Raw genomic sequence first — 25,288 nt, forward strand, 5'->3', positions numbered from 1 at the left:
GGGGCCTTCTCGCTGCCCGTGGCCGTGCATGGCCCGAACGGAGAACGGGGTGGATGCCTGCCGGCATCCACCCCGTCGCTCGATCGGTGCGTCAGGCGGCGTCCTGGCCGAGGGTGCCCAGGTACAGGCCGATGACCTTCGGGTCGTTCAGCAGGTCGCGGCCGGTGCCTTCATAGGCGTCCCGGCCCTGGTCGAGCACGTAGCCGCGGTCGCAGATCTGCAGGCAGCGCCGGGCGTTCTGCTCGACCATGATCGTCGTCACGCCGGCCTGGTTGATGTCGGAGACGCGGATGAACGCGTCGTCCTGCCGCACCGGGGAGAGCCCGGCAGACGGCTCGTCGAGCAGCAGCACCGACGGGTCCATCATCAGGGCACGCGACATCGCGACCATCTGGCGCTCACCACCCGAGAGCGAGCCCGCGCGCTGGTTCAGGCGCTTGCCGAGTTCGGCGAAGATGCTGCTGACGAACTCGAGCCTCTCGGCGTAGATCCTGGGGTTCTGATAGAGCCCCATCTGCAGGTTCTCGGCGATGGTCAGCGAGGGGAAGACGTTGTTCGTCTGCGGTACGAAGGCCACGCCGCGCTTGACGAGCTTGTCGGCCTTGAGCCCGACGATGCTCTCGCCGTTGACGGTGATGTCGCCCTCGCGCACGTTCACCATGCCGAAGATCGACTTCAGCAGCGTCGACTTGCCCGCGCCGTTCGGCCCGATGATGCCGATCAGCTCGCCCTTGCGGGCGACGAGGTTCGCGCCGTTGAGGATGTTCACGCCAGGCAGGTAGCCGGCGTGCACGTTGGTCAGCTCGACGACGACATCGCGCGCGTCGTCCACGGCGTCGCGTGCGGGGGAGGAGTTCTCGGCATCCATCACTTCTTCTCCTCTTCGGCTTCGGCTCCGGGTTCGTCTGCTTCGGCCTCGAGCTCTGCTTCGGCTTCGGCCTCGATCTTCTCGCGGATGCGGGTGGCGGTGACCGCCGCGGCCGCGTCGCCTGCCATCACGGGGATGCGGCCGGTCACGACCCCGAGATCGACGTCCTGGTGTGCGCCCAGGTAGGCGTCGACGACGGCAGGGTCTTCCATGACGGTGTCGGGCGGGCCCTCGGCGACCACTCGACCCTCGGCCATGACGATCACCCAGTCGGCGATGTGGCGCACCATGTGCATGTCGTGCTCGACGAAGAGCACGGTCATGCCCTGCTCCTTCAGGTCGAGGATGTGGTCGAGCAGCGACTGCGTGAGGGCGGGGTTGACGCCCGCCATCGGCTCGTCGAGCATGACCAGCTGCGGGTCGCTCATCAGCGCTCGTGCCATCTCGAGCAGCTTGCGCTGACCGCCGGACAGCGACGCCGCGAAGTCCTTCTCCTTCGCGTCGAGCTTGAACCGGCGCAGCAGCTCGCGGGCGCGCTCCTCGATCTCCGCCTCCTGCCGCCTCCAGAGGGCGGGGAAGAGACTCGCCCAGAAGCCCTCGCCCTTCTGCTTCGTGGCCCCGAGCTTCATGTTCTCGAGCACCGTCAGCAGCGACAGCGACTTGGTGAGCTGGAAGGTGCGCACCTGGCCCATGCGGGCGACCTTGAATGACGGGATGCCCGACAGGTTCTTCCCGTCGAAGCTCCACGTGCCGCTGTTCGGCTTGTCGAAGCCGCACAGCAGGTTGAACAGGGTGGTCTTGCCGGCGCCGTTCGGACCGATCAGTGCGGTGATCGCGCCTCGGGGCACCTCGACGTGCTCGACGTTGACCGCGGTCAGGCCGCCGAAGTGGCGCTCGACCGCATCGACCACGAGGATCGGGTCGACCTTCGCGACGCCGGGGGCGGCTGGTCCCTTCGCGAGACCCGTCGTCTTCGGGCGCCTGACGCTGCCGGTCACCGGTGCGGGTTCCGCGGCGGGAACCTGCTCGGGGGTGTTCTCACTTGACAAAGGTCATCTCCCTCTTGTCTCCGAGGATGCCCTGCGGGCGGAAGATCACGAGCAGCATCAGCGCCACACCCACGAAGATGAACACCAGGGTCGAGGCCTGGCTGTCAGACATGGGCAGGATGCCGTTGCGAGCCATGCTCGGCAGCAGGTTGGCGAGGAACGCGAACACGACCCAGAACAGGATCGCGCCGAGCGTGGGCCCGAAGACGGTCGCAGCGCCGCCGAGCAGCAGGATCGTCCACAGGAAGAAGGTGAGCGAGGTCGTGTAGCTGCCAGGAACGACCGCCGAGGGGAGCACGAAGACGATGCCGCCGGCCGCGCCGATCACCCCGCCGACCACGAGAGCCTGCATCTTGTAGGCGAAGACGTTCTTGCCGAGCGAGCGCACCGCGTCCTCGTCTTCGCGGATGCCCTTGAGCACGCGCCCCCACGGGCTGCGCATGAGCGCCCAGACCAGCAGCACCGCGACAGCCAGGAGGATCACGCCGAACACGCGGTTCCACAGGTCGTTCGCCGTGTAGGTCCACGGGCCGAAGCCGTAGGTGCCGTCGGGGAACGGGTTGGCGTCACGGAATCCGCCGTTGTACTGCGCGAGGCCGTCGGCCGAGTTGGTCCACTCGTCGAACAGCTGCGTCGTGAACAGCAGACGGACGATCTCGCCCGCCGCGATCGTCGCGATGGCGAGGTAGTCGGCGCGCAGGCGCAGGGTCGGGATGCCGAGCAGCACGGCGAACAGCGCTCCGCCCAGCAGTCCGATGAGCATGCCCACCCACCACGGCAGCCCGAAGCTGAGCACCGAGATGGCGTAGCCGTAGCCGCCGATGGCCATGAACGCCGCCATGCCGAAGTTCAGCAGGCCGGCGTAGCCGAAGTGCACGGCTAGTCCCGTGGCGGCCAGGGCGTACGCGATGGTGACCGGGCTGAACAGGTAGACGGCCGTGTTCGAGAAGATGCTTCCGAAGTCCATGGTCAGCCGAGCCTTTCCTTGCGTCCGAGCAGGCCCTGCGGCCTCACCAGCAGGATCACGATGAGCACGACCAGGGCGCTCGCGTACTTGAGATCGGACGGGATCCACAGAGTCGAGATCTCGACCGCGATGCCGACGATGAGCGAGCCGACAAGGGCGCCGAACGCGGTGCCCAGGCCGCCCAGGGTGATCGCGGCGAAGATCAGCAGCAGCATCTGCATGCCCATGTCCCACTTCACTCCGGGGCGGAAGTACGCCCACAGGATGCCCGAGATGGCCGCCAGCACACCCGACAGGATCCACACGTAGCGGATGACCCGGTCGACGTCGATGCCCGAGGCGGCGGCGAGCTGCGGGTTGTCGGAGATCGCCCTTGTGGCCTTTCCGATGCGGGTGCGGGTCAGGAACCACGCCACGGCCAGGATGACGACGATGCTGACGCCCATGGCGACCAGATCGATGTACGACAGCGAGACGGGACCGAACTGGATGGGTGCGGGGCTCGAACCGGGCAGCTGGCGTGTGCCGCCGCCGATCAGGTACTGGAAGAGGTACCGCAGCGCGAGCGAGAGCCCGATGCTGACGATCATCAGCTGCACCACTCCGAGGCCGCGGCGGCGCAGGGGGCGCCAGAGTGCGGCATCCATCGCCCAGCCGAAGAGGCCGCCGGCGATCACAGCGGCAGTGATGCCCACCCAGAGGGGCGCCTGCCAGACGGTCGTCGTGACCAGGGCGACGAGGCCGCCCCACGTCACCATCTCGGCATGCGCGAAGTTCGACAGCCGCGTGGTGCCGTAGATGAGCGCGGCGCCCATCGACGCCAGGGCCAGCAGCAGACCGAAGTTCAGGCCGCCGACGAGGCGCGAGGCGAGCTGGTCGAGCAGCGAGATCGTGATGCGCTCTCCCTCTCCCAGGAAGAGGTTGACGATCTTCGTGCCGGTCAGGCCGAACTCGGCCTCGAACTCACCGCTCGTGCCCGAGACCGGCTCGACGCCGTCTGGCAGGTTCTCGACGTCGACGATGACGCCCTCGGGCAGCGTGTCCTCGTCGACCGCGATCGTGTACTTGTCCTTCTCGGGCACGTACAGACGCCACTTGCCCTCGGCATCGGTCTTGGTCTCGCCCTCGAACCCACCGCCCTTCACCGACAGCTCGACGCCCTCGATGGGCTCGTCGTCGTAGGTGATGTTGCCGGCGAAGTAGAAGTCGGTGACCTCCTGCCCGTCCGGCGTCGTCTCAGCGTGCGCCGCACCGGCTGGCACACCGAAGACGAGGAAAGCGGCGAGCAGGGTCGCGAGCACCGCGACCACGCCGTTTCGGGGGCGCTGAAGCGCCATAGTTCTGAGTCCCACGCATCCTCCACATCGAGTGCATCCAGCGACTTCGGGTCGTCGCTCGGCTTGGACGTCGGACTGAGCGTATCCCGTCGCGGCGTGGGAGCGCACCCATCGTGGCCGGATCGGAATATCGGGAGTGTCACACCGGGCGGTTCTCGGCGTTCTCGGAATAACAGGCCGCGCGGGGCGCTTAGAATCTATACACCCGCGGGGCACGCTCCGTCAGGCCGCAGACGTCCCCGCGCACTCGCCATTCGATCGCGCCTCCGGCGCAGAGGAGCAAGCTTCCATGCAGCAGCACGACCCGTTCGGTTTCGTCGGACTCACCTACGATGACGTGCTCCTGCTTCCCGGGCACACCGACGTCATCCCGAGCGAGGCCGACACCTCCTCGCGGATCACGCGCCGCATCTCGGTCGCGACCCCGCTGCTCTCCAGCGCCATGGACACCGTCACCGAGGCCCGCATGGCCATCGCCATGGCTCGCGAGGGCGGCATCGGCATCCTGCACCGAAACCTGTCGATCGCCGACCAGGCCGCGCAGGTCGACCGCGTCAAGCGCAGCGAGTCGGGCATGATCACCGACCCGATCACCACGACCGCCGACGCGACGGTCGAAGAGGTCGACAACCTCTGCGCCAAGTACCGCATCTCGGGTCTGCCCGTGGTCGACGACGAGGGCACGCTCGTCGGCATCGTCACCAACCGCGACATGCGCTTCGTCTCGGGCTTCGAGCGTCAGACCACCCTGGTGAAGGACGTCATGACCCGCGAGAACCTCGTGACCGCCAAGGTCGGCGTCGCCGCAGGAGAGGTCATCTCGTTGTTCGCGAAGCACCGCGTCGAGAAGCTGCCGCTCATCGACGAAGACGGCAAGCTCGCCGGCCTCATCACGATCAAGGACTTCGACAAGAGCGAGAAGTACCCGCTCGCCACCAAGGACGACCAGGGTCGTCTGCGCGTCGGCGCGGCGATCGGCTTCTTCGGCGACGCATGGGAGCGCGCAGAGGCGCTGCGCGACGCGGGCGTCGACATCCTCGTCGTCGACACGGCCAACGGCCAGTCGCAGGGCGTCATCGACCTGGTCAAGCGACTCAAGGCCGACGAGTCGTTCGCGCACATCGACATCATCGGCGGCAACGTCGCGACTCGCGAGGGAGCCCAGGCGCTGGTGGATGCCGGCGTCGACGCCGTCAAGGTCGGTGTCGGTCCCGGCTCGATCTGCACCACGCGCGTCGTCGCGGGTGTCGGAGTGCCGCAGGTCACCGCGGTCTACGAGGCATCGCTCGCCGCCGGACCCGCCGGTGTGCCGGTGATCGCCGACGGCGGTCTGCAGTACTCCGGCGATATCGCGAAGGCTCTGGTCGCCGGGGCCGACGCCGTCATGCTCGGCTCGCTGCTCGCCGGCACCGACGAGTCGCCGGGCGAGATCGTCTTCCAGTCCGGCAAGCAGTTCAAGCAGTACCGCGGAATGGGCTCGCTCGGCGCGATGCAGACCCGCGGCAAGCAGACCTCGTACTCGAAGGACCGCTACTTCCAGGCCGACGTGCCCAGCGACGACAAGCTGATCCCTGAAGGCATCGAGGGTCAGGTGCCGTACCGCGGGCCGGTCTCGGCCGTCGCCTACCAGCTGATCGGCGGGCTGCGGCAGTCGATGTTCTACGTCGGCGCCCGCACCATCGAAGAGCTCAAGAACCGCGGCCGTTTCGTGCGCATCACCGCCGCCGGCCTCAAGGAGTCGCACCCGCACGACGTGCAGATCGTCGTCGAGGCACCCAACTACAAGAAGTGAGCCGAACGCGGGTCACCGCCGCGAAGCGGCGTTGGCCCGTGCCGACTCAGGGCGAGCGAGCCCACACCTCGTCTGCGAAAGGGGCGGATGCTGCGGCATCCGCCCCTTTCGCGGCATCGGGAGCGGGCGTACCGTGAACGGCATGTGCCGCAGCATCCACACCCTCCACAACTTCGAGCCCGCCGCGACCTCAGACGAGGTGCATGCCGCCGCCCTGCAGTACGTGCGCAAGATCGCAGGCACGACGAAGCCGTCGAAGGCCAATCAGGAGGCGTTCGACCGCGCCGTCGCCGAGATCGCGCACGTCACCCAGCATCTGCTCGGCGACCTGGTGGCGACCCGCCCTCCGAAGAATCGCGAGGAGGAGGCGGCGAAGGCACGGGCGAAGGCCGTCGCGTCGGGCCGCTACGCCGCCTGAGCGTTACACCCCGTGACCGCGTGTTGCGGGCGATGACGAGGCGGGTGGCCGGGCATCCGGATGCCCGGTTACGGTCGCGACATGACTCTTCTCAGCGACCAGATCACCGCAGTCCTCCCCGACGTCACCGCCGATGAGCGCGCCGCACGCCTGGCCGACGCTGGTTCCGCATGGAACGATCGCATCGCCCGTGACGTCGCGAACGCCGCCCTCACATACAGGGTGACGGGCCGCGGGGTCGGTGCGGTCGGCACCGAGATCACCTCGGGCAGGCACCGCTTCCTCGTCGACGAGCCGGCTGGTCTCGCCGGTGACGACGCCGCTCCGAGTCCGGTCGAGTACGCCCTCGGCGCGCTCGTGTCATGTCAGGTGGTCGTGTTCCGCCTCTACGCACAGGCGCTCGGGCTGACGATCGACGACATCGAGATCACCGCGGAGGGCGACCTCGATGTGCGAAAGCTGTTCGGGATCGACGAGTCGGGCCGTGCGGGCTTCCACGATGTGCGCGTGCGGGTCGACATCACGGGCCCGAACAGCGCGGACGACTACGACCGGCTGCGCGCCGTCGTCGATGAGCACTGCCCGGTGCTCGACGTGTTCGCGAACCCCGTCCCGGTGTCAGGGGCGCTCGTCTGACGGCATCCGGCATCCGGCATCCGGCATCCGGCATCCGGCCGCGCTCGCGTCCTCGCGTGTGGCGGATGCCGTGCCGGGGCGGGCCGGTGGGACGCCCGAGGCCGCCACTAGAGTGAGCCCCATGGGCTCAGCGTCGAATCCGCTCTCCAGGGGACAGATCACCCGCTACGCGATCGGGTCGCTCGGCACGGGCGGATTCGCCACGCTCCCCGGACTGGTCCTCGTCTACTACCTCACCGATTCGCTCGGTGTGACCGCACTCGCCGCAGGCGCCATCGTCACCGGCGCAAAGGTATGGGACGTACTGATCGATCCTGTGGTCGGGGGGCTCAGCGACACCGCATTCGCCCGGTCCGGTTCTCGGCGGGGCCTCATGCTCCTGGGCTCGATCGGGCTGCCGATCGCGTTCGTCCTCACCTTCGCCGTGCCGGGAGGAATCGGCCCGACCGCGTCGGCTGTCTGGGTGCTGATCGCATTCATGCTCGCAGCGACATGCTTCAGTCTGTTCCAGGTGCCGTACATCGCGCTGCCGGCCGAGCTGACCGACGACTACCGAGAGCGGACGCGCCTGCTCACCTGGCGCGTCGTCATGCTCACCGTGGCCATCCTGCTGTTCGGCGCCGGCGGACCCGAGATCCGAGGCATGTTCCCCGACGACCCGCTGCTCGGGTACCTGGTGATGGCGGCCGTCGCCGCCGTCCTGCTCGGCGTCGGACTCTTCGTCGCATCTACGGTGGCGCCGAGGCGGCCGCCGTTGCCCGTGCGCCCCGGTGCGTCGATCTCGGCCCACTACCGCGAGGGCATCGTCGCACTGCGCGAGAGCCAGCCGTTCCGGGTGCTGCTCGGCGCGTTCATGCTGCAGGGGCTCGCTACGGGGCTCATGCTCGCCGCCGCGCAGTTCGTGGCGCGCTGGGTGCTGGGTGATGAGGGTGCCGTGACCCCGCTGTTCGTGGCTCTGATCGCGCCGGCGCTGCTGATGGCGCCGGTGTGGAAGCTCGTTGCCGACCGTGTCGGCAAGGAGCGGGGTTTCCGGGTCGCCAGCGCGGTCTTCCTCGTCGCGACGCTCGTCCTCGGACTGATGGTGTGGATGCCGGGATGGTGGATCCTCGCACCCGTGGCACTCGCCGGTGCGGCCTACGCGGGCATGCAGACCCTCCCCATGGCGATGCTGCCCGACGTCATCGCGCACGACCGCTCGTCCGCCGGCAGCGCCAACAGGGCAGGGGTGTTCAGCGGCGTATGGACGGCCGGCGAGACGACCGGCATGGCGCTCGGCGCCACGGTGCTCTCGATCGTGCTCGCGGTCACGGGCTACATCGAGACGACAGCGGAGGTCGAAACCGTGCAACCCGATGCCGCGGTCGCGGGCATCGCGGTGGCGTTCAGCCTGCTGCCGGCCGTTCTCATGCTGCTCAGCCTGGTCGTGCTCGCGCGCTACCGTCTGCGTGAGCACGACATCGTGGGCACGTCGGCATGAACGACGTGCTCGAGCGTCTTCGCCTGCTGCGCGCAGGCGATGCGCCCACGCACGGCGGGCGGGTGCTGTCGTATGTCTACGATTCCGGCCTCGACGAGCTCGACGAGCTGGCGGATGCCGCCGCTCGCCTCGCACGACCGCTGAACGGGCTCGACCCGACGGTGTTCCCGTCGATCGCGGCGATGGAGCGGGATGTCATCGGCTTCGCCCGCCGGATGCTGCACGGCGGCGCATCCGTCACAGGCACGGTGACCAGCGGCGGAACTGAGAGCTGCCTGCTCGCCGTGAAGACGGCGCGGGACCTGTGGCGCCGGTCGCACGCGGAGCCGGGGGCGGTGGTGCGTCCGCGCCTGGTCGCACCCGCCACCGCGCACGCCGCGTTCATCAAGGCCGCGCAGCTGTTCGATCTCGACTTCGATGCGGTGCCCTGTTCGGCCGATGGCGTGGTGGCGGCAGCCGACGTGATCTCCCGGATGGGAGACGACGTCGCGCTCGTCGTGGTGTCAGCGCCGAACTACCCGACCGGAGCGCTCGATCCGATCACCGAGGTCGCGGCAGCCGCATCCGCTCGAGGCATCTCGTGCCACGTCGACTCCTGCTTCGGGGGATTCGTGCTGCCCTGGTGGCCCGTTCCGGCGGCCTGGGACTTCCGCGTGCCGGGGGTGACGAGCATCTCCGCCGACCTGCACAAGTTCGGCTACGCACCCAAGGGCGTGTCGGTGCTGCTGCAGCGCGGAAGGCGGCGGCACCGTGCGCAGTTCTTCGCGACGACCGCGTGGGCGGGGTATCCGGTCGTGAATCCGACTCTGCTCGGCTCGCGATCGGCGTCGCCGCTGGCGGCTGCGTGGGCGATCACGCAGCATCTCGGCGTGGACGGATATCGCGCGCTGACCGAGTCGATCCACCGGGTCGCGCAGGAGATCAGGGAGGCTGTCGAGCGCATCCCCGGCCTGCGGGTGATCGGCGACCCGACCGGACCTGCGATCGCCCTCGGGGCGGATCCCGGCGTGCCGGACTCGCAGCGTGTCGACCCGCACCATCTGGCCGACGCGATGGTCAGGTACGGCTGGAAGATCCAGCACCAACCTGGCCTGACGCAGAGCGATGGTGTTCGTATCGCCCACAGTGCGCACCTGACCCTGACCCCCGTGCTCGAACGGCGGGTGACGGAGTTCGTCGACGCGCTCGCCGCAGCGTCCGGCGACGTGCGCGGCCGCGCACCGTCCGACCCGCGGGCACTGCTGGCGGCGCTGCGGGTTCTCGGCTACGGCGAGGGCGGGCGCGTACCCGGTCCCTCTGCGGCGTGGCGTCTGCTGCGTCTCGCTGGCGCGGGTTCGGTCTCGGCCGAGCAGCCGATGGCGACGCTCATGGCGCTGATCGAGCGGCTGCCGAGACCGGTAGCCGAGGCGCTGCTGACCGAGCTGCTCGCACGCATGTCAGAGCCCTGAGCCGGCGTTGGTCGTCTCTCCGCGGCGGAATGTCTGCCGCCAGAGCAGTCGGGTTGTCCAGAACAGGACGGATGCGGGGAATCCGGCCTGTTCTCGGCGAGTGGTGCGGCCCGGCGCCGCCGACTGATAGCCTGGTCGGCTCGCTGCTCGACAGGGCGGGCGGAAGGAGCCCACGGTGGGCCACATCGATGTCAGCGCCGTCGCGCTGACCCTCCCTGACGGACGTCCGCTGCTCGACGAGGTGACGTTCCGTGTCAGCGCCGGCTCCACCAGCGCTCTGATCGGCCCGAACGGGGCGGGCAAGTCGACCATGCTGCGGATCATCCGCGGCGAGCTCTCACCGGATGCCGGGGTGGTGACGATCGACGGGTCGCTCGGCGTGATGGATCAGTTCATCGGGCACGGTGAGGCGGGGACGACCGTGCACGACCTGCTGATCCGCGTCGCGCCGGGGCGCATCCGAGCCGCGGCCGAAGCACTCGAGGCGGCCGAGAACGCGCTCATCGACGACGACACCGAGCGCACGCAGATGCGATACGCGACCGCGATCGCCGACTACGCCGATGCGGGCGGGTACGAGCATGAGACCGTGTGGGACCAGTGCACGATGTCGGCGCTGGGCATCCCGTTCGAACGCGCGCGGTTCCGCGACCTCGGAACGCTCTCGGGCGGCGAGCAGAAGCGGCTCGCGCTGGAGGCACTGCTGCGCGGCCCCGACGACGTGCTGCTGCTCGACGAACCGGACAACTACCTCGATGTGCCCGGCAAGCGCTGGCTCGAGCAGCGCCTGCGCGAGACACCCAAGACCGTGCTGCTCGTGTCGCACGACCGTGAGCTGCTCGCCCGCGCCGCCGACCGCATCGTGACGCTCGAGGTCGGGGGAGCGGGTGCCGTGGCATGGGTGCACGGCGGCGGGTTCCGCACCTATCACCGGGCGCGGGACGAGCGCATGGAACGGCTCGACGAGCTGCGCCGACGCTGGGACGAGCAGCACGAGAAGCTGCGGAAGCTGGTGGCGACGCTGAAGGTGAAGGCGACCGCGAACGACGGATTCGCGTCGCGGTACAGGGCGGCGCAGACGCGCCTGAAATGGTTCGAAGAGGCCGGTCCGCCCGAGGAGCGTCCGCCCGCGCAGGATTTCGACATGCGGCTGCGCGGTGCGCGTACGGGCAAGCGCGCCATCGTCTGCTCGCGACTCGAGCTGACCGGACTGATGAACCCTTTCGATGCAGAGATCTGGTTCGGCGACCGGGTCGCGGTGCTCGGCTCGAACGGATCGGGCAAGTCGCACTTCCTCCGACTGCTCGCGGGCGGCGGCAGCGATCCCGACCCGTCGCGAGGGCATCTGACCGATGCCGCACAGGCGCTCGACCCGGTCGCGCACACCGGGGCGGCGACGCTCGGCGCGCGGGTGGTGCCGGGTCTGTTCGCCCAGACCCACGCGCATCCGGAGTTCATGGGTCGCACCCTGCTCGACATCCTGCACAGAGGTGACGACCGGCGGGCGGGGATGCCACGCGACGCCGCGAGTTCGGCGCTCGACCGCTACGGACTGGTGCGCCAGGCGCAGCAGGCGTTCGATCAGCTGTCCGGCGGCCAGCAGGCACGGTTCCAGGTGCTGCTGCTCGAGCTGAGCGGCGCGACGCTGCTGCTTCTCGACGAGCCGACAGACAACCTCGATCTCGAGTCGGCCGAGGCGCTCGAGCTGGCCATCGCGCGCTTCGAGGGCACGGTCGTCGCCGTGACGCACGACCGCTGGTTCGCGCGTTCCTTCGACCGCTTCCTCGTCTTCGGGCAGGACGGCGAGGTGTACGAGTCGGAGCAGCCGGTCTGGGACGAACGCCGGGTGGCGCGCGCCCGCTGAGCGGGCTGCTGGTCTGTCGCCGAGGACAGGACAGTCATCGAGGACAGGACGGTCATCGAGGACAGGACGGATGCCCGGAATGCGTCCTGTCCTGAGCAATCGGCCTGTTCTCGGATGGCCGAGCTGCCGTGTCAATGCCGGGGTGCACGATGCAACCCCTGTGCGACGGCGTTGACGATGGTCTGCTGCACGTACCCGGCGTCGAACATGACCTGCTGGTAGTCGAAGCGCAGCACCGTGTATCCGAGCAGCGCGAGCCTGGCATCCTGCCGCAGATCACGGCGACGATCCTTCGCGGCGCTGTGGAACTCGAACCCGTCGAGCTGCACGACGAGCCGCTCGCCGATGAGAGCATCGACCCGATGCCCGTCGATGAGCACCTGCTGCCGCACATCGACGCCGCGGGTCTGACATATCCGCAAAAAGGTCGTCTCGACTCCGGAGTCCGAGAGCGCGCCGACCATCTCGATCACGGTGTCCACCGCAGTGCTGTGCCACGCCGTGCGACGCAGCTGCGGGAGCGTGACCAGACTCCTGTGCAGCGCCGACTCCCAGATCGCCGTCGCGTCTGAGGGTTCCAGGCAGCGGGCGACGTGATAGAGCACGTTCAGGATCGGCTCGTTCACGGCGAATCGTGCGACCGGGGCGGGCCCTGACGCCCAGTGCATGACCCGATTCGGTGCGTTGATCCGGGAGGACGTCGATGGCACGGCGATGTGGATCCTCGTGTCGGGGACTGACCAAAGATCCAATTCCGAGGCAGCGGTGACGCAGGTAACCCGGCCGCTCACGTGAGCGGCCGCACGTCGTGCACGCGAGCAGTGTGCGGAGACCAGCCATGAACGGCGTATCCGCTCGAGCTGTCCAGCATGCACGGCCCGACCGATCTCATGCTGGGTGTAGCCGGCCGCGCGCAGCCGGCTGCTGTGCGCGATTCCGTTGTGCTGCTGCATCCAGGTCATGATCGGAGCCCTCATCCTTCGACGATGGCCGCGGCCGCCCTCGGTCAGAGGGCCGATTCCTGCGATCGGGGGACGAGTCGCTTTCGAGACCGGATGTGCAGGACGAGTTGCGGCAAACGAGAACAGGACGGTTGTCGAGGGCAGGATGGATGCCCGGAATCCGGCCTGTCCTGGATAATCGGCCTGTTCTGGATGACGGAGCAGCGAGCTGCGGAGCGAGAGCAGGGCGCCCGGATCACCACGGGTAGGCTGGAGGAGTGAGCATGGACATCGAGATCGGCCGAGGCAAGCGCGCGCGCCGCGCGTACACGTTCGACGACATCGCGGTGGTCCCATCGCGACGAACCCGCAATCCGTCCGACGTCTCGACGGCGTGGACGATCGACGCGTTCCAGTTCGACATCCCGGTGCTCGGCGCGCCGATGGACTCGGTCGTCAGCCCAGCCACGGCCATCAAGCTGGGCAGGCTGGGCGGGTTGGGAGTGCTCGACCTCGAGGGCCTGTGGACCCGCTACGACGACCCGCAGCCGATGCTCGACGAGATCGCGGCGCTGCCAGCCGAGAGCGCGACCGTGCGCATGCAGCAGCTGTACTCCGAGCCGATCAAGCCCGAGCTGGTCAAGCAGCGTCTGGCCGAGATCCGCGAGGCGGGAGTCACGGTCGCCGGCTCGCTGACCCCGCAGCGCACGCAGGAGCTGTACGAGACCGTCGTCGCCGCAGGCGTCGACCTCTTCGTGATCCGCGGCACGACCGTGTCGGCCGAGCACGTCTCGAGCGCCATCGAGCCGCTCAACCTGAAGAAGTTCATCTACGATCTCGACGTTCCCGTCATCGTCGGCGGCGCATCGACCTACACTGCGGCACTGCACCTGATGCGCACGGGCGCGGCCGGTGTGCTCGTCGGCTTCGGCGGGGGAGCGGCGTCGACCACGCGCGTAACCCTCGGCATCCATGCCCCCATGGCGACCGCCGTGTCGGATGTCGCCGCGGCTCGCCGCGACTACCTCGACGAGTCGGGTGGGCGCTACGTGCACGTGATCGCCGACGGCGGCGTCGGCACGTCGGGCGACATGGTGAAGGCTCTCGCGATGGGGGCGGATGCGGTGATGCTGGGCGTCGCGCTGTCGCGGGCGACCGACGCTCCCGGGCAGGGCTTCCACTGGGGTGCGGAAGCGCACCACCCGGAGCTGCCCCGCGGGCGCCGTGTCGAGGTCGAGCGCGTCGCCGACCTCGAGCAGATCCTCTTCGGCCCGGCGCCCGTCGCCGACGGCACGGCCAACCTCATCGGCGCGCTGCGCAAGTCGATGGCGACCACTGGATACTCCGACCTGAAGGAGTTCCAGCGGGTCGAGGTCGTGCTCGCCCCCTACGAGCTGGGATGACCGAGTCTCAGCCGGTCACGCCGCAGGAGTTCCCGCCGACGCTGCGTGAGGTCATGCTGCGGGGGCGCTGGATCGGCGTGCTCGTGCTGTGCCTCGTCGTCGCCGGCGTCTTCGCCTGGCTCGGCCAGTGGCAGCTCGCCCGCGCCATCGACACCGACCCGCCCGCCCCGGGGGCGACCGAGCAGGTGCGTCCGATCGACGACGTGATCGAGCCGGGGCAGTACCTCCCCGAGCTGCTCGGCGGACAGAAGGTCACGACGAGCGGCGAATGGATCACGGAGGACTTCATCGTGATCTCCTCGCGATTCAACGAGGGTGAAGAGGGGTACTGGGTCACGGGTCAGCTGCGGGTCGCCGATCGCGCGTCGATCGCGGTCGCGCTCGGCTGGGCTCCGACCCGCGAGCGTGCGGATGCCGCGGCGGCGGCGCTCGCGCGTGGGGACGCCTCCGAGGTCGAGCTGACGGGCCGTCTCATCGACGACGAGGGCGTCGAGCTGCCGCCCGCGGACGACATCTTCGCGCTGACAAGGATGTCGCCGGCGGCTCTGCTCGGCCAGTGGCACGACGTCGAGCAGCTCGACGTGTACCGCCCCTATCTGGCATCCCTCACGGCCCCCGCAGGCCTTGTCGACATCCACTCGCCCGCGCCGGCCGAGAAGTCGCCGATCAACTGGCTCAACATCTTCTACGCCGCCGAATGGGCGATCTTCGCGGGCTTCGCCTTCTACCTCTGGTACCGCCTCGCGAAGGACGCGTGGGAGCGAGAGGTCGAGGAATTCGAGGACTCCCGCGCCTGAGGCGTCCACTCGGTGACCATCCGGTGACGGGCCGGCGAAACTGCTTGCCCGATGTCCGGAGTCGGGCCTATGGTCACATTCATGCGCGTGCGCGACCTCGTGCACGCGAAGACGGATCCACGAGCTCCGTCGACCTTCCCTGAACGAGGAGACCGCATACATGATGCCCGACCCCGCTGACCGGAACCGCGCGGTTCCCGTCGCATCACAGAGAAAGCGGGGGCGCATCGCGGCGCTCGCGCTGACGACGGCGTTCACGATGAGTATGGGAACGCTCATCGCCGCCCCCGCCATGGCGAACGTCGCAGGCACGGGCGTCGTGATCAACGAGGCCTACCTGTCGGGCGGCAGCTCAGGCGCCGCCTTCAAGAACAAGTTCGTCGAGCTGCACAACCCGACCGACAAGGATGTCGTCCTCGACGGGATGTCACTGCAGTACCGCTCATCGACCGGCACCGGCGCCTCGAACGGCGTGGTCGCGCTCAAGGGCACGATCAAAGCCGGCGGCTACTTCCTCGTGCAGGCGAACAGCAACGGCACCGCCGGAGCCGACCTGCCGACGCCCGATCAGACCAGCACCCTGACCCCCAGCGGAACCACGGGCACGATCGCGCTGGTGCAGAGCACCACTGCTGTGACGCTGCCCGTCGGCGACGCGGCGGGGGCTGCGAACGTCGTCGACCTGCTCGGCTATGGCACGTCGAACACGTTCGAGGGCGCGGTCGCCGGCGCGCCGGCCGGCAACAGCGACGTCAAGTCGCTGAACCGCACCGACGGCAAGGACACCGACAGCAACAAGACCGACTTCTCGCTCTCGGCATCCATCACGCCCACCAACTCCGGTGGCACCGGCGGCGGGACCGACCCCGGCACCGACCCCGAGCCAGGCGAGAAGGTCAGCATCGCCGACGTGCAGGGCACGACCGACGTGTCGCCGATGAAGGGCAAGACGGTCACGGTCGAGGGCATCATCACGGCCGATCACCGCACCGGCGGCTACGCGGGCATCGTGATCCAGACCGCCGGTTCGGGTGGCGCCGACGACAAGACCCCAGGGGCATCCGACGGCGTCTTCGTGTATCTGAACGGCAAGAGCGTCCCGGGCGCGATCGGCGACCTCGTGTCGGTGACGGGCGTGGTCGACGAGTACTTCGGTCAGACGCAGATCACTCCGGCGGCGGCATCCGGCGTCTCCCTCGTCACTGCCGGCGTCGGCGTGCCGACGCTCACCCCGCTGCCGACCAGCGTCGTCGGCACCGCCCGTGAGGCGTACGAGAGCATGCTCGTGCTGCCCACCGGCGACTACCTGGTGGCGTCCAGCCACCAGCTGTTCAACTTCGGTGCGCTGTGGCTGAACCCCGGCGAGCTGAACGTCAAGGGCACCGAGCTGAAGCGCCCCGGTGCCGAGGCGGACGCCATCGCCGCGGCGAACCGCGCCGATCGCATCCTGCTCGATGACGGATTCAACATCCAGGTGACCAACAGCGGCCACCCGAACGACCAGCCGTACTTCACGAAGGACACGGTCGTGCGCAACGGCGACGCCGTCGACTTCGGCGGCAAGGGACTCGTGCTGCAGTACGGCTTCGACGACTGGCGCCTGCAGCCGGTCAAGCCGCTCGACAGCGCCTCGCCCGCGGCCGAGAAGTTCGGCTTCACCACGAAGAACCCGCGCCCCGAGGTGCCCGCTGTCGGCGGCGATGTGAAGATCGCGTCGTTCAACGTCTACAACTACTTCACGACTCTCGTGAGCGAGGACTCGAACGCACGCGGTGCCAAGACCGCAGCGGAGTTCGCCATCCAGAAGTCGAAGATCGTCTCTGCGATCAACAAGATGGATGCCGATGTCGTCTCGCTCATGGAGATCGAGAACTCGGTCAAGCTCGGCAAGCCCGCCGACACGGCCCTCGCCGACCTCGTCGACGGCCTGAATGCGGCCGCCGGAAGCGATGTCTGGGACTACGTGCCGATGCCCGAAACGCTGCAGAACGCGTCGACCACCGACTTCATCACCAATGCGATCATCTACAAGCCCGCCGAGGTCAAGCCGCGCGGCGATGCGCAGACGATCGACGACGAGACGGTCTGGGGCAATGCCCGTGAGCCGATCGCCCAGGCCTTCGACGCCGACGGTCGAACCGTCACGGTCGTGGCCAACCACTTCAAGTCGAAGTCGGGCAGCGGCACTCAGCCGGCCGACGGGCAGGGCTTCTTCAACGCCGACCGCGTGAAGCAGGCCGAGTCGCTGCTCGCCTTCACCGACCGCCTCGCGGCTGAGCACGGCAGTGACATGCTGCTGATCGGCGACTTCAACGCCTACGGTCACGAGGACCCGATCGACGTGTTCACCTCGAAGGGATGGGTCGACACGGTTCCGGCGCACTCGCCGGGAACCTACACGTACACGTTCGACGGCGAGCTCGGCTCGCTCGACCACGTGATCGCGTCGCCGTCGCTGGCCGCGTCGATCACGGGCGCGAACGCGTGGACCGTCAACTCGCCGGAGTGGAGCGACCGCGGCTATGCCTACGGCGCCACTGAGACCGGCACGCCCTACCGCTCGAGCGACCACGACCCGATCCTCGTCGGCGTCTCGTCGACCCTCCCTCCGGTCAGCATCGACATCGCCACGATCAACGACTTCCACGGCCGTGTCGAGGCCGACGGCAAGGCGGCCGGCGCCGCAGTGCTGGCGGGAGCGGTGAAGTCGCTGCGCGACGCGAACCCCAACACGGTCTTCGCTGCAGCGGGCGACCTGATCGGTGCCTCGACGTTCACCTCGTTCATCCAGGACGACAACCCGACCATCGACGCGCTCAACGCGGCAGGTCTCGATGTCAGCGCCGCTGGCAACCACGAGTTCGACCAGGGCTGGGCAGACCTGCGCGACCGTGTGCAGGACCGCGCCGACTGGGAGTACATCTCGTCGAACGTGTTCCTCAAGGGCACCGACAAGACCGCTCTCGCCCCGTCGTGGGTGAAGGACTTCGACGGCGTCAGCGTCGGATTCGTCGGCGCCGTGACCGAAGAGCTCGACTCGCTCGTCTCGCCGGCCGGCATCGCCGACCTCGAGGTGCGCGGCATCGTCGACTCGGTCAACGACGCCGCCGCCGCCCTGCGCGACGGAGACGAGGCGAACGGCGAGGCCGACGTGATCGTGCTTCTCGTCCACGAGGGTGCGACGACCGTCTCGGTCGACAGCATCACCCCCGAGTCGGCACTCGGCCAGATCGTCTACGGCGTCGGCGACGACGTGAACGCGATCGTCTCGGCGCACACCCACCTCGCCTACAACCACGTCATCGACGGCCGGCCGGTCGTCTCGGCCGGCCAGTACGGCGAGAACATGGGCGTGATGAACGTCAAGGTCGACCCGAAGAAGAAGGAGATCATCTCGATCACGAACGAGATCCGCCCGCTCGCCGGCAACTACCAGCCGGTCGCCGAGGTGCAGGCCATCGTCGACGCCGCCAAGAAGGAGGCCGACGTGCTCGGCGCCGTCAAGGTGGGCGACATCACCGCGAACCTCAACCGTGCACGTCAGGCCGACGGCACCGAGAACCGCGGCGGCGAGTCGACCATCGGCAACTTCGTCGCCGACGTGCAGAAGTGGGCCACCGGCGCCGACGTCGCGCTGATGAACCCGGGTGGCCTCCGCGCCAACCTGACCTACGCCTCGTCGAACGCGAACGACCCCGACGGCAACGTCACCTACCGTGAGGCGGCGACCGTGCAGCCGTTCGCCAACACGCTGGTCACGACACAGCTCACCGGGGCCCAGCTCAAGGCCGTGCTCGAGGAGCAGTGGCAGCCCGCGGGGGCGAGCCGTCCGTTCCTCAAGCTCGGTCTGTCGGAGGGGCTGTCGTACACGTACGACCCCACCGCGACACAGGGGCAGCGCATCACCTCGGTCACGCTGAACGGCAAGGCGATCGATCCCGCCGCCTCGTACACGGTCGCGGCGAACTCGTTCCTCGCATCCGGTGGAGACAACTTCTTCACCCTCGCGAAGGGCACGAGCCCGAAGGACACCGGAAAGATCGACCTGCAGTCGATGGTCGACTGGTTCGCCGCCAACAAGACGGCGAGCCCCGACCTCGACCAGCGTGCGGTCGGCGCGACCATCACCCCCGTTGCGGGAGCGGAGGGGTACAAGACGGGCGACGTGGTCACCGTGGCGCTCTCGTCGCTGGCGTTCAGCGCCGGCGAGCAGGTGCCGACCAGCGTCGAGCTGTCGCTCGGCGGAGCAGTCGTCGGCACGGCGAACGTCGACGCGTCGGTCGTGAGCACGACCGACGAGGTCGGGCGGGCGAGCATCCAGTTCACGGTTCCTGCCGGGGCTGCGGGCAAGGCGCTCGTCGCAACGCCGAACGTGGGCGCAGCGGTCACGCTGCCGTTCACGGTCGCCGAAGATGCTCCTGAGCCGGTCGACCCGACGTTCTCGGCCGGTGCCGACTCGGTGCGGGCGGGCGACACGGTCGATGTGACCGCTGCCGGTCTGAAGCCGGGCGAGGTCGTCACGATCGAGCTTCGCGCGACCAAGGGCAAGGCCGAGGTGTACACCCTGACCACGCTCACCGCCGACGAGAACGGCGAGATCGACTCGTCGGTCGGCATCCCGGTCGCGGCCAAGCCGCACGTGCACGACCTCGTGCTCGTGCGCGCCGACGGCACCGAGATGACCGACTCCGTGTCGATCTTCAAGGGCAACGGCAAGGGCAACGGAAACGGCAAGGGCCCCAAGGCCTCCGCAGCCTGACCCGCGCTCTCCGCAGCATCGGTGCCCGTCATCCCGAGAGGGGTGGCGGGCACCGATGCATGAACGGCGGGCAACCCGGGCTTCTGGCGGTCGCGTGATGGGCGCGGTATCCGGCGGCTAGAATGGAGGGCATGCCCGAGCCCAGAGTCGCCAGCTTTCCGGCGATCCGCGGAGCGCTGAAGTTCTACCAGGTCGCATCGATCATCACCGGCGTCATGCTGCTGCTGCTCTGTGCGGAGATGGTGCTGAAGTACACGCCGATCCACCTCGAACTCTTCCTCGGAGGATCTGGCGGACCGCTCTGGTTCGCCGAGGTCGTCGAGACCGCCAACGGGCTCGAGTCGACCGGCGACGGATTCAACGTGTCCCAGGGCATCCTCGTCGCCCACGGCTGGTTCTACGTCGTCTACCTGTTCGCCTGCTTCCGTATGTGGAGCATGATGCGCTGGCCGTTCGTGCGCTTCATCCTGCTCGCGCTCGGCGGCGTCATCCCCCTGCTGTCCTTCTTCATGGAGACGCGCGTCGCGCGCGACGTGAAGGCCTATCTCGCCCAGCGCGAGGCCGCCGAGCAGTCTTCGGCCCCCGCGACCACCACCCCGGAAGGTGCCCGTTGACCGAGCAGACCGAGACCCAGCAGCGCCCCGCGCTGGTCGTCGACTTCGGAGCGCAGTATGCGCAGCTGATCGCCCGCCGCGTCCGCGAAGCGGGCGTGTACAGCGAGATCGTGCCGCACACCGCGACCGCTGAGGAGATCGCCGCGAAGAACCCCGTCGCGCTCATCCTCTCCGGCGGCCCGTCGTCGGTGTACGAAGACGGGGCACCCCAGCTCGACCCGGCCGTGTTCGAGCTGGGTGTGCCCACGCTCGGCATCTGCTACGGCTTCCAGTACATGGCGCAGACCCTCGGCGGCGAGGTGGCCCACACCGGTCTGCGCGAGTACGGCGCGACCGACGCGCACATCCCCGCCACAGAGAGCACGCTGCTCGCCGGCCAGCCGGCCGAGCAGAACGTGTGGATGAGCCACGGCGACCAGGTCTCGCGCGCCCCGGAGGGCTTCGACGTGCTCGCCACCACCGACGCCACGAAGGTCGCCGCGTTCGCCAACGAGGAGCGCAAGCTCTACGGCGTGCAGTGGCACCCCGAGGTCAAGCACTCCGACCACGGCCAGGCGATCATCGAGAACTTCCTGCACCGCGGTGCGGGTCTTCCCGCCGACTGGAACAGCGACAACGTCATCGCCGAGCAGATCGAGCGCATCCGCGAGCAGGTCGGCGACGCACGCGTCATCTCGGCTCTCTCCGGAGGCGTCGACTCGGCCGTCTCGACCGCTCTCGTGCACAAGGCGATCGGCGACCAGCTGACCGCTGTGTTCGTCGACCACGGACTGCTGCGCAAGGGCGAGCGCGAGCAGGTCGAGAAGGACTACGTCGAGTCCACCGGTGTGCGTCTGATCACGGTCGACGCGGTCGATACCTTCCTCGGTCATCTCGAGGGCGTCACCGACCCCGAGACCAAGCGCAAGATCATCGGCCGCGAGTTCATCCGCGCGTTCGAGCAGGTGCAGCGCGACCTCGTCGAAGAGGCCAAGGCCACCGGCGGCGCTCCCGTGAAGTTCCTCGTGCAGGGCACCCTGTACCCCGACGTCGTCGAGTCGGGCGGGGGAGCGGGCACCGCGAACATCAAGTCGCACCACAACGTGGGCGGTCTGCCTGACGACCTCGACTTCGAGCTCGTCGAGCCGCTGCGTGCGCTGTTCAAGGACGAGGTCCGCGCGATCGGCCGGGAGCTCGGCATCCCCGAGGCGATCGTCGGCCGCCAGCCGTTCCCCGGGCCGGGTCTCGGCATCCGGATCATCGGCGAGGTCACCCGCGAGCGCCTCGAGATCCTGCGCGAGGCCGACGCGATCGCTCGCGAGGAGCTCACCAAGGCGGGCCTCGACCAGACCATCTGGCAGTGCCCCGTCGTGCTGCTCGCCGACGTGCGCTCGGTGGGCGTGCAGGGCGATGGCCGCACCTACGGTCACCCGGTGGTGCTGCGCCCGGTGTCGTCGGAGGACGCGATGACTGCTGACTGGACGCGCCTGCCCTACGACGTGCTCGCGAAGATCTCGAACCGCATCACCAACGAGGTGCGCGAGATCAACCGCGTCGTGCTCGACGTCACCTCGAAGCCGCCGGCAACCATCGAGTGGGAGTGAGAGAAGGGGTCGCGAGAGCGGCCCCTTCTTCCTATCGGGGGCAAGCTCAGCCGAGATTCTTCAGCGCCTCGCGCCGTGACAGGGGCGACAGCTCCGGATGCTCTGAGACGAACGTCCGCACCCAATCCGGGTCGTGCTTGCCGTACTCGCGCAGTGCCCAGCCGATGGCCTTGCGGAGGAAGAACTCGGGGTCCTCGACGCTCGCGAGGATGGCGTACTCGAGCACGTCGAGGTCGGTGGCATCCCGACGTCCGATCTGAGAGATGATCGCCGCGCGCCGCACCCAGAGATCGTCGTCGTCGGCCCAGACGCGCATCTCGACGGCCATGAGCTCGGGGTCGACGTCGAAGATCTCGCGAAGCCGATGCGCGGCCTCGTCGACCAGATCCCACCAGGCGCCGGTGCGGATCATCTCCTCGTGCACCGGCAGCAGCGTCGCGTCGCCGCGCAGCGGCTTCAGGGCGACGAGCACGAGTGCCGCGTAGCGTTCTTCGCGGAAAGCCGCCTCGCGCCACAGCGCGAGCGCGGCATCGAGCAGCTCAGGCGCCTCGATGGCATCCCGAGTGGCCTCCCGCACCAGCGCGCGGACGGCGGGGACCCGCACCCCCAGGAACGGCATGGCCGACTTCATGTACTCCTGCTGACCCGGAGCGATCGACGGGTCGGCAGCCTGACGAAGCGCGGTGCGGATGCTCACGACGAGACTCATCATGAAGAACGATCCCACAGAACCGCGCCCAGGTCGCGGTTCGTCGCGCTTCGTCGACCTGAGCGCGGGCTCCGTCCGGATTCCACCACCCGCACACGCAGTCGCGGCCGCTGCCAAGGCGAAGGCAGCGGCCGCGAGTCGCGGGCCTGGATCAGGCGAGCGATGGTGTCAGGCGCGGCGGCTTCCGCGACCGACGACGAGGCCGTAGATCAGCAGAACGATGATCGAACCGCCGATGGCGAGCAGCCAGGTCTGCAGGCTCCAGAACTCCTCAAGAGGAGCGTTGAAGAGCACGCTGCCCAGCCAGCCGCCGAGCAGAGCGCCGACCACGCCGAGCAGGAGGGTGACGATCCAGCCGCCGCCCTGCTTGCCCGGAAGGATCAGCTTCGCGATGGCGCCGGCGATGAGTCCGAGGAGGAGAAAGGCGAGGAAGCCCATGAGAGTCTCCGATCTGTGAGTGATACCCGGGGTTTTCCCGGATGCCTCAACCCTGCCCGATCCCCGCGAGAATGCGGCATACCCTTGTGTCAACGACCACAATGCGCTAAAAGCACCCGCGTATGCGGAACGGGCCGCCCTCCGAAGAGGGCGGCCCGTTCTCAAATGCTGTGTGATCAGTCGTTTCCGCGAAGAATGGCGAGGATGCGCAGGATCTCGACGTACAGCCACACGACGGTGACCATGATGCCGAATGCGCCGAGCCAGCCGTACTTGCGGGGAGCGCCGTTGCGCACGCCCTGCTGGATCTGGTCGAAGTCCATGACCAGCGAGTAGGCGGCCATGAAGACGACGAGGACACCGATGATGAGGCCGAGCGGGATGCCCGCGATCTCGGCGCTGTACAGGCCGAACGCCTGGTCGCCGGGGAGCACGCCGGTCCACATGAGGATGAGGTTCAGCACCGAGAAGGCCATGTAGCCGAACATCGCGATCATCACGATCTTGGTCATCTTGGCGCTCGCCCGCACCTTGCCGCTCGCGAAGAGGGCGAGGGTCACGCCGACGACGGCGATGGTCGCGAGGGTCGCCTGGATGACGACACCGGGCCAGACGATCTCGAAGAACGCCGAGATGGCTCCCACGAAGAGGCCTTCGAACGCCGCGTAGGTCCAGATCAGGGCCGGACGCACCTTCTTGCGCGAGGTGAAGGTGATGATCATGGCGAGCACGAAGCCGCCGAGCGCGCCGACGATCCACGGGGTCATCTCGGCGCGACCGGTGTTCATGAAGCTCGAGGCGGTCCACACCCAGCCGAGGACGGCGGTGACGAGGAGGATGCCGAAGAGCCCGGCCGTCTTCCAGATCGTGTCCTCGACCGTCATGCGGTCGGTCTCGATCGCGCCGGCGGGGGGAGCGCTGTACATGCCCTCCAGCTGCGCGTTGGCGGCGGCATCCATGCCCGCGTGCTGGAACGACGCGGTTCCGGCCGCGGCACCCGGCGCGGGCGGCGGGGCGTACGTGCCCTGCGACGAACCGGGGTAGGTCGCGACGTTGCGCGGATCCTGCTGCTGGAACGCCGGGTTGTTGAATGCGAAGTTGCTCATGGTGGCCTCTACTCCCGAGGGATCGGTCAACTCTTTCCTCAAAGATACCCGCGAGAACCTATGCAATGGGTGCTTTACGCTGTGAGCGTGCCCAGGAGAACACCGCTCGTCATCGGACACCGCGGAGCCCCCGGCTACCGGCCCGAACACAGCCGTTCATCGTACGAGCTCGCCCTCGCGATGGGGGTGGATGCCGTCGAGCCCGACATCGTCGCGACCAAGGACGGCGTACTCGTGCTGCGCCATGAGAACGAGATCTCCGGAACCACCGATGTCGCGGCCCACCCGGAGTTCGCCGACCGTCGCACGACGAAGCGCATCGACGGCGTCTCGCTGACCGGGTGGTTCACCGAGGACTTCACCTGGGACGAGCTGTCGACCCTGCGCACCCGTGAGCGGCTGCCGAAGATCCGTCTCTCCAGCGCCACGTTCGACGACGGGCAGCCGATCCTGCGGCTGCCCGATCTGCTCGACCTCGTGCGCGCCGGCTCCGAGGAGCACGGCCGCGAGATCGGCATCGTGCTCGAGATCAAGCACGCGACCTACTTCGAGAGCATCGGCCTCGACCTCGCTCCGCTCATCGAGCGCGACCTGCGCGCGGGCGGCTGGGCGGACGGAGAGCTGCCGCTGATCGTCGAGGCGTTCGAGTCGACCATCCTGCACCGGCTGCAGAAGACGGGCATCGCGGCATCGTTCGTGTACCTGATCGAGTCGACCGGCAAGCCGTTCGATCTGGTCACCTCCCTCGGTCGCGACGCGCCGGACTATGCGTCAGCCGTGACTCCCGAGGGGCTCGACCGGCTAGCCGGCACGCTCGACGGCATCAGCGTGAGCAAGAAGATGCTGCTGGCGCCCGGCAACACGATCGTCGCCGACGCGCACGCGCGGGGCCTGCGGGTGTTCACCTGGACGTGCCGGCCCGAGAACGGCTTCCTCGACTCGCGCTTCCGCGCAGGCGGGGGCAAGGCCGCGTTCGGCGACTACGAATCCGAATGGCGCGAGATCGCCGACACCGGCGTAGACGGCGTCTTCGTCGATCACCCTGATCTGGGCGTGTCGTTCTTCGGCGAGTGATCCGGCCC

Annotated in this window: 21 protein-coding genes; 12 read left to right on the forward strand and 9 right to left on the reverse strand. The window is 68.5% G+C overall.

The features are described from left to right. Positions 1 to 91 precede the first annotated feature (91 nt). Genes JOE67_RS12175 through JOE67_RS12190 form a run of 4 tightly spaced genes read right to left on the reverse strand, consistent with a single transcriptional unit; the run spans position 92 to position 4,221 of the window. Positions 92 to 868, reverse strand: a complete 777-nt coding sequence (locus tag JOE67_RS12175; RefSeq protein ID WP_204975814.1) for an ABC transporter ATP-binding protein — start codon at positions 866 to 868, stop codon at positions 92 to 94. Continuing rightward, entirely contained in the window at positions 868 to 1,866 is a 999-nt protein-coding gene (locus tag JOE67_RS12180) for an ABC transporter ATP-binding protein (RefSeq protein ID WP_338041643.1), read from the reverse strand. Before JOE67_RS12180 ends, JOE67_RS12175 begins: the two co-directional genes overlap by 1 nt. A gap of 40 nt (positions 1,867 to 1,906) precedes the next feature. Continuing rightward, entirely contained in the window at positions 1,907 to 2,884 is a 978-nt protein-coding gene (locus JOE67_RS12185; protein WP_204975816.1) for a branched-chain amino acid ABC transporter permease, read from the reverse strand. A 2-nt stretch (positions 2,885 to 2,886) separates the two neighbouring features. Then, complete coding sequence (locus tag JOE67_RS12190) at positions 2,887 to 4,221, reverse strand: branched-chain amino acid ABC transporter permease (protein ID WP_204976982.1); 1,335 nt, start codon at positions 4,219 to 4,221, stop codon at positions 2,887 to 2,889. A gap of 289 nt (positions 4,222 to 4,510) precedes the next feature. On the opposite strand from JOE67_RS12190, the gene guaB reads away from it, so the two are divergent. From guaB to JOE67_RS12205, 3 genes are all read left to right on the forward strand, one after another. Beyond that, the gene (guaB, locus tag JOE67_RS12195) at positions 4,511 to 6,013 is read left to right on the forward strand and encodes an IMP dehydrogenase (RefSeq protein WP_204975817.1); all 1,503 of its coding nucleotides are present in this window, start codon (positions 4,511 to 4,513) and stop codon (positions 6,011 to 6,013) included. 142 nt (positions 6,014 to 6,155) lie between these two features. Next, positions 6,156 to 6,431, forward strand: a complete 276-nt coding sequence (locus JOE67_RS12200; protein ID WP_204975818.1) for a DUF2277 domain-containing protein — start codon at positions 6,156 to 6,158, stop codon at positions 6,429 to 6,431. An 81-nt stretch (positions 6,432 to 6,512) separates the two neighbouring features. After that, complete coding sequence (locus JOE67_RS12205) at positions 6,513 to 7,067, forward strand: OsmC family protein (RefSeq protein ID WP_204975819.1); 555 nt, start codon at positions 6,513 to 6,515, stop codon at positions 7,065 to 7,067. On the opposite strand, the gene JOE67_RS12210 is transcribed toward JOE67_RS12205, so the two are convergent. Next, on the reverse strand, positions 7,050 to 7,190 hold the full coding sequence (locus tag JOE67_RS12210; protein ID WP_204975820.1) for a hypothetical protein: 141 nt from the start codon (positions 7,188 to 7,190) through the stop codon (positions 7,050 to 7,052). The genes JOE67_RS12205 and JOE67_RS12210 overlap by 18 nt on opposite strands. On the opposite strand from JOE67_RS12210, the gene JOE67_RS12215 reads away from it, so the two are divergent. The 3 genes from JOE67_RS12215 (at position 7,189) to JOE67_RS12225 (ending at position 11,856) form a co-directional block, all read left to right on the forward strand. Beyond that, entirely contained in the window at positions 7,189 to 8,544 is a 1,356-nt protein-coding gene (locus JOE67_RS12215; RefSeq protein WP_204975821.1) for an MFS transporter, read from the forward strand. The genes JOE67_RS12210 and JOE67_RS12215 overlap by 2 nt on opposite strands. Then, positions 8,541 to 9,992: a pyridoxal phosphate-dependent decarboxylase family protein gene (locus tag JOE67_RS12220; RefSeq protein ID WP_204975822.1), complete on the forward strand. Its 1,452-nt coding sequence runs from the start codon at positions 8,541 to 8,543 to the stop codon at positions 9,990 to 9,992. Before JOE67_RS12215 ends, JOE67_RS12220 begins: the two co-directional genes overlap by 4 nt. Positions 9,993 to 10,167: 175 nt before the next feature. After that, the gene (locus JOE67_RS12225) at positions 10,168 to 11,856 is read left to right on the forward strand and encodes an ATP-binding cassette domain-containing protein (protein ID WP_204975823.1); all 1,689 of its coding nucleotides are present in this window, start codon (positions 10,168 to 10,170) and stop codon (positions 11,854 to 11,856) included. Positions 11,857 to 11,987: 131 nt separating this feature from the next. Here the strand turns inward: JOE67_RS12225 and JOE67_RS15590 are convergent, their stop codons facing one another. Next, entirely contained in the window at positions 11,988 to 12,482 is a 495-nt protein-coding gene (locus JOE67_RS15590) for an endonuclease domain-containing protein (RefSeq protein ID WP_338041595.1), read from the reverse strand. A gap of 599 nt (positions 12,483 to 13,081) precedes the next feature. Here JOE67_RS15590 and JOE67_RS12235 point away from each other — a divergent pair. From JOE67_RS12235 to guaA, 5 genes are all read left to right on the forward strand, one after another. Beyond that, entirely contained in the window at positions 13,082 to 14,200 is a 1,119-nt protein-coding gene (locus tag JOE67_RS12235; protein WP_204975825.1) for a GuaB3 family IMP dehydrogenase-related protein, read from the forward strand. Continuing rightward, positions 14,197 to 14,997, forward strand: coding sequence for an SURF1 family protein (locus JOE67_RS12240; RefSeq protein WP_239528129.1), 801 nt, complete (start codon positions 14,197 to 14,199; stop codon positions 14,995 to 14,997). The genes JOE67_RS12235 and JOE67_RS12240 overlap by 4 nt, the downstream gene beginning before the upstream one ends. Before the next feature lie 160 nt (positions 14,998 to 15,157). Then, positions 15,158 to 19,756, forward strand: a complete 4,599-nt coding sequence (locus JOE67_RS12245; RefSeq protein ID WP_204975826.1) for an ExeM/NucH family extracellular endonuclease — start codon at positions 15,158 to 15,160, stop codon at positions 19,754 to 19,756. 131 nt (positions 19,757 to 19,887) lie between these two features. Continuing rightward, positions 19,888 to 20,370, forward strand: coding sequence for a DUF3817 domain-containing protein (locus JOE67_RS12250; RefSeq protein ID WP_204975827.1), 483 nt, complete (start codon positions 19,888 to 19,890; stop codon positions 20,368 to 20,370). Next, the gene (gene guaA / locus JOE67_RS12255; RefSeq protein ID WP_204975828.1) at positions 20,367 to 21,953 is read left to right on the forward strand and encodes a glutamine-hydrolyzing GMP synthase; all 1,587 of its coding nucleotides are present in this window, start codon (positions 20,367 to 20,369) and stop codon (positions 21,951 to 21,953) included. The genes JOE67_RS12250 and guaA overlap by 4 nt, the downstream gene beginning before the upstream one ends. 46 nt (positions 21,954 to 21,999) lie before the next feature. Here the strand turns inward: guaA and JOE67_RS12260 are convergent, their stop codons facing one another. The 3 genes from JOE67_RS12260 to JOE67_RS12270 all read right to left on the reverse strand — a co-directional run bounded on the left by JOE67_RS12260 (position 22,000) and on the right by JOE67_RS12270 (position 24,206). After that, the gene (locus tag JOE67_RS12260; protein ID WP_338041596.1) at positions 22,000 to 22,665 is read right to left on the reverse strand and encodes a DNA alkylation repair protein; all 666 of its coding nucleotides are present in this window, start codon (positions 22,663 to 22,665) and stop codon (positions 22,000 to 22,002) included. 165 nt (positions 22,666 to 22,830) lie between these two features. Then, positions 22,831 to 23,100 (reverse strand): GlsB/YeaQ/YmgE family stress response membrane protein, encoded by a 270-nt coding sequence (locus JOE67_RS12265; RefSeq protein ID WP_099196557.1) that lies wholly within the window; start codon positions 23,098 to 23,100, stop codon positions 22,831 to 22,833. A gap of 176 nt (positions 23,101 to 23,276) precedes the next feature. Further along, positions 23,277 to 24,206, reverse strand: a complete 930-nt coding sequence (locus tag JOE67_RS12270) for a Bax inhibitor-1/YccA family protein (protein ID WP_204975829.1) — start codon at positions 24,204 to 24,206, stop codon at positions 23,277 to 23,279. An 87-nt stretch (positions 24,207 to 24,293) separates the two neighbouring features. Between JOE67_RS12270 and JOE67_RS12275 the strand changes: the two genes are divergently transcribed. Next, on the forward strand, positions 24,294 to 25,280 hold the full coding sequence (locus JOE67_RS12275; RefSeq protein ID WP_338041597.1) for a glycerophosphodiester phosphodiesterase family protein: 987 nt from the start codon (positions 24,294 to 24,296) through the stop codon (positions 25,278 to 25,280). Positions 25,281 to 25,288 lie beyond the last annotated feature (8 nt).

This window comes from Microbacterium esteraromaticum, from assembly GCF_016907315.1.
GTDB lineage: Bacteria > Actinomycetota > Actinomycetes > Actinomycetales > Microbacteriaceae > Microbacterium > Microbacterium esteraromaticum.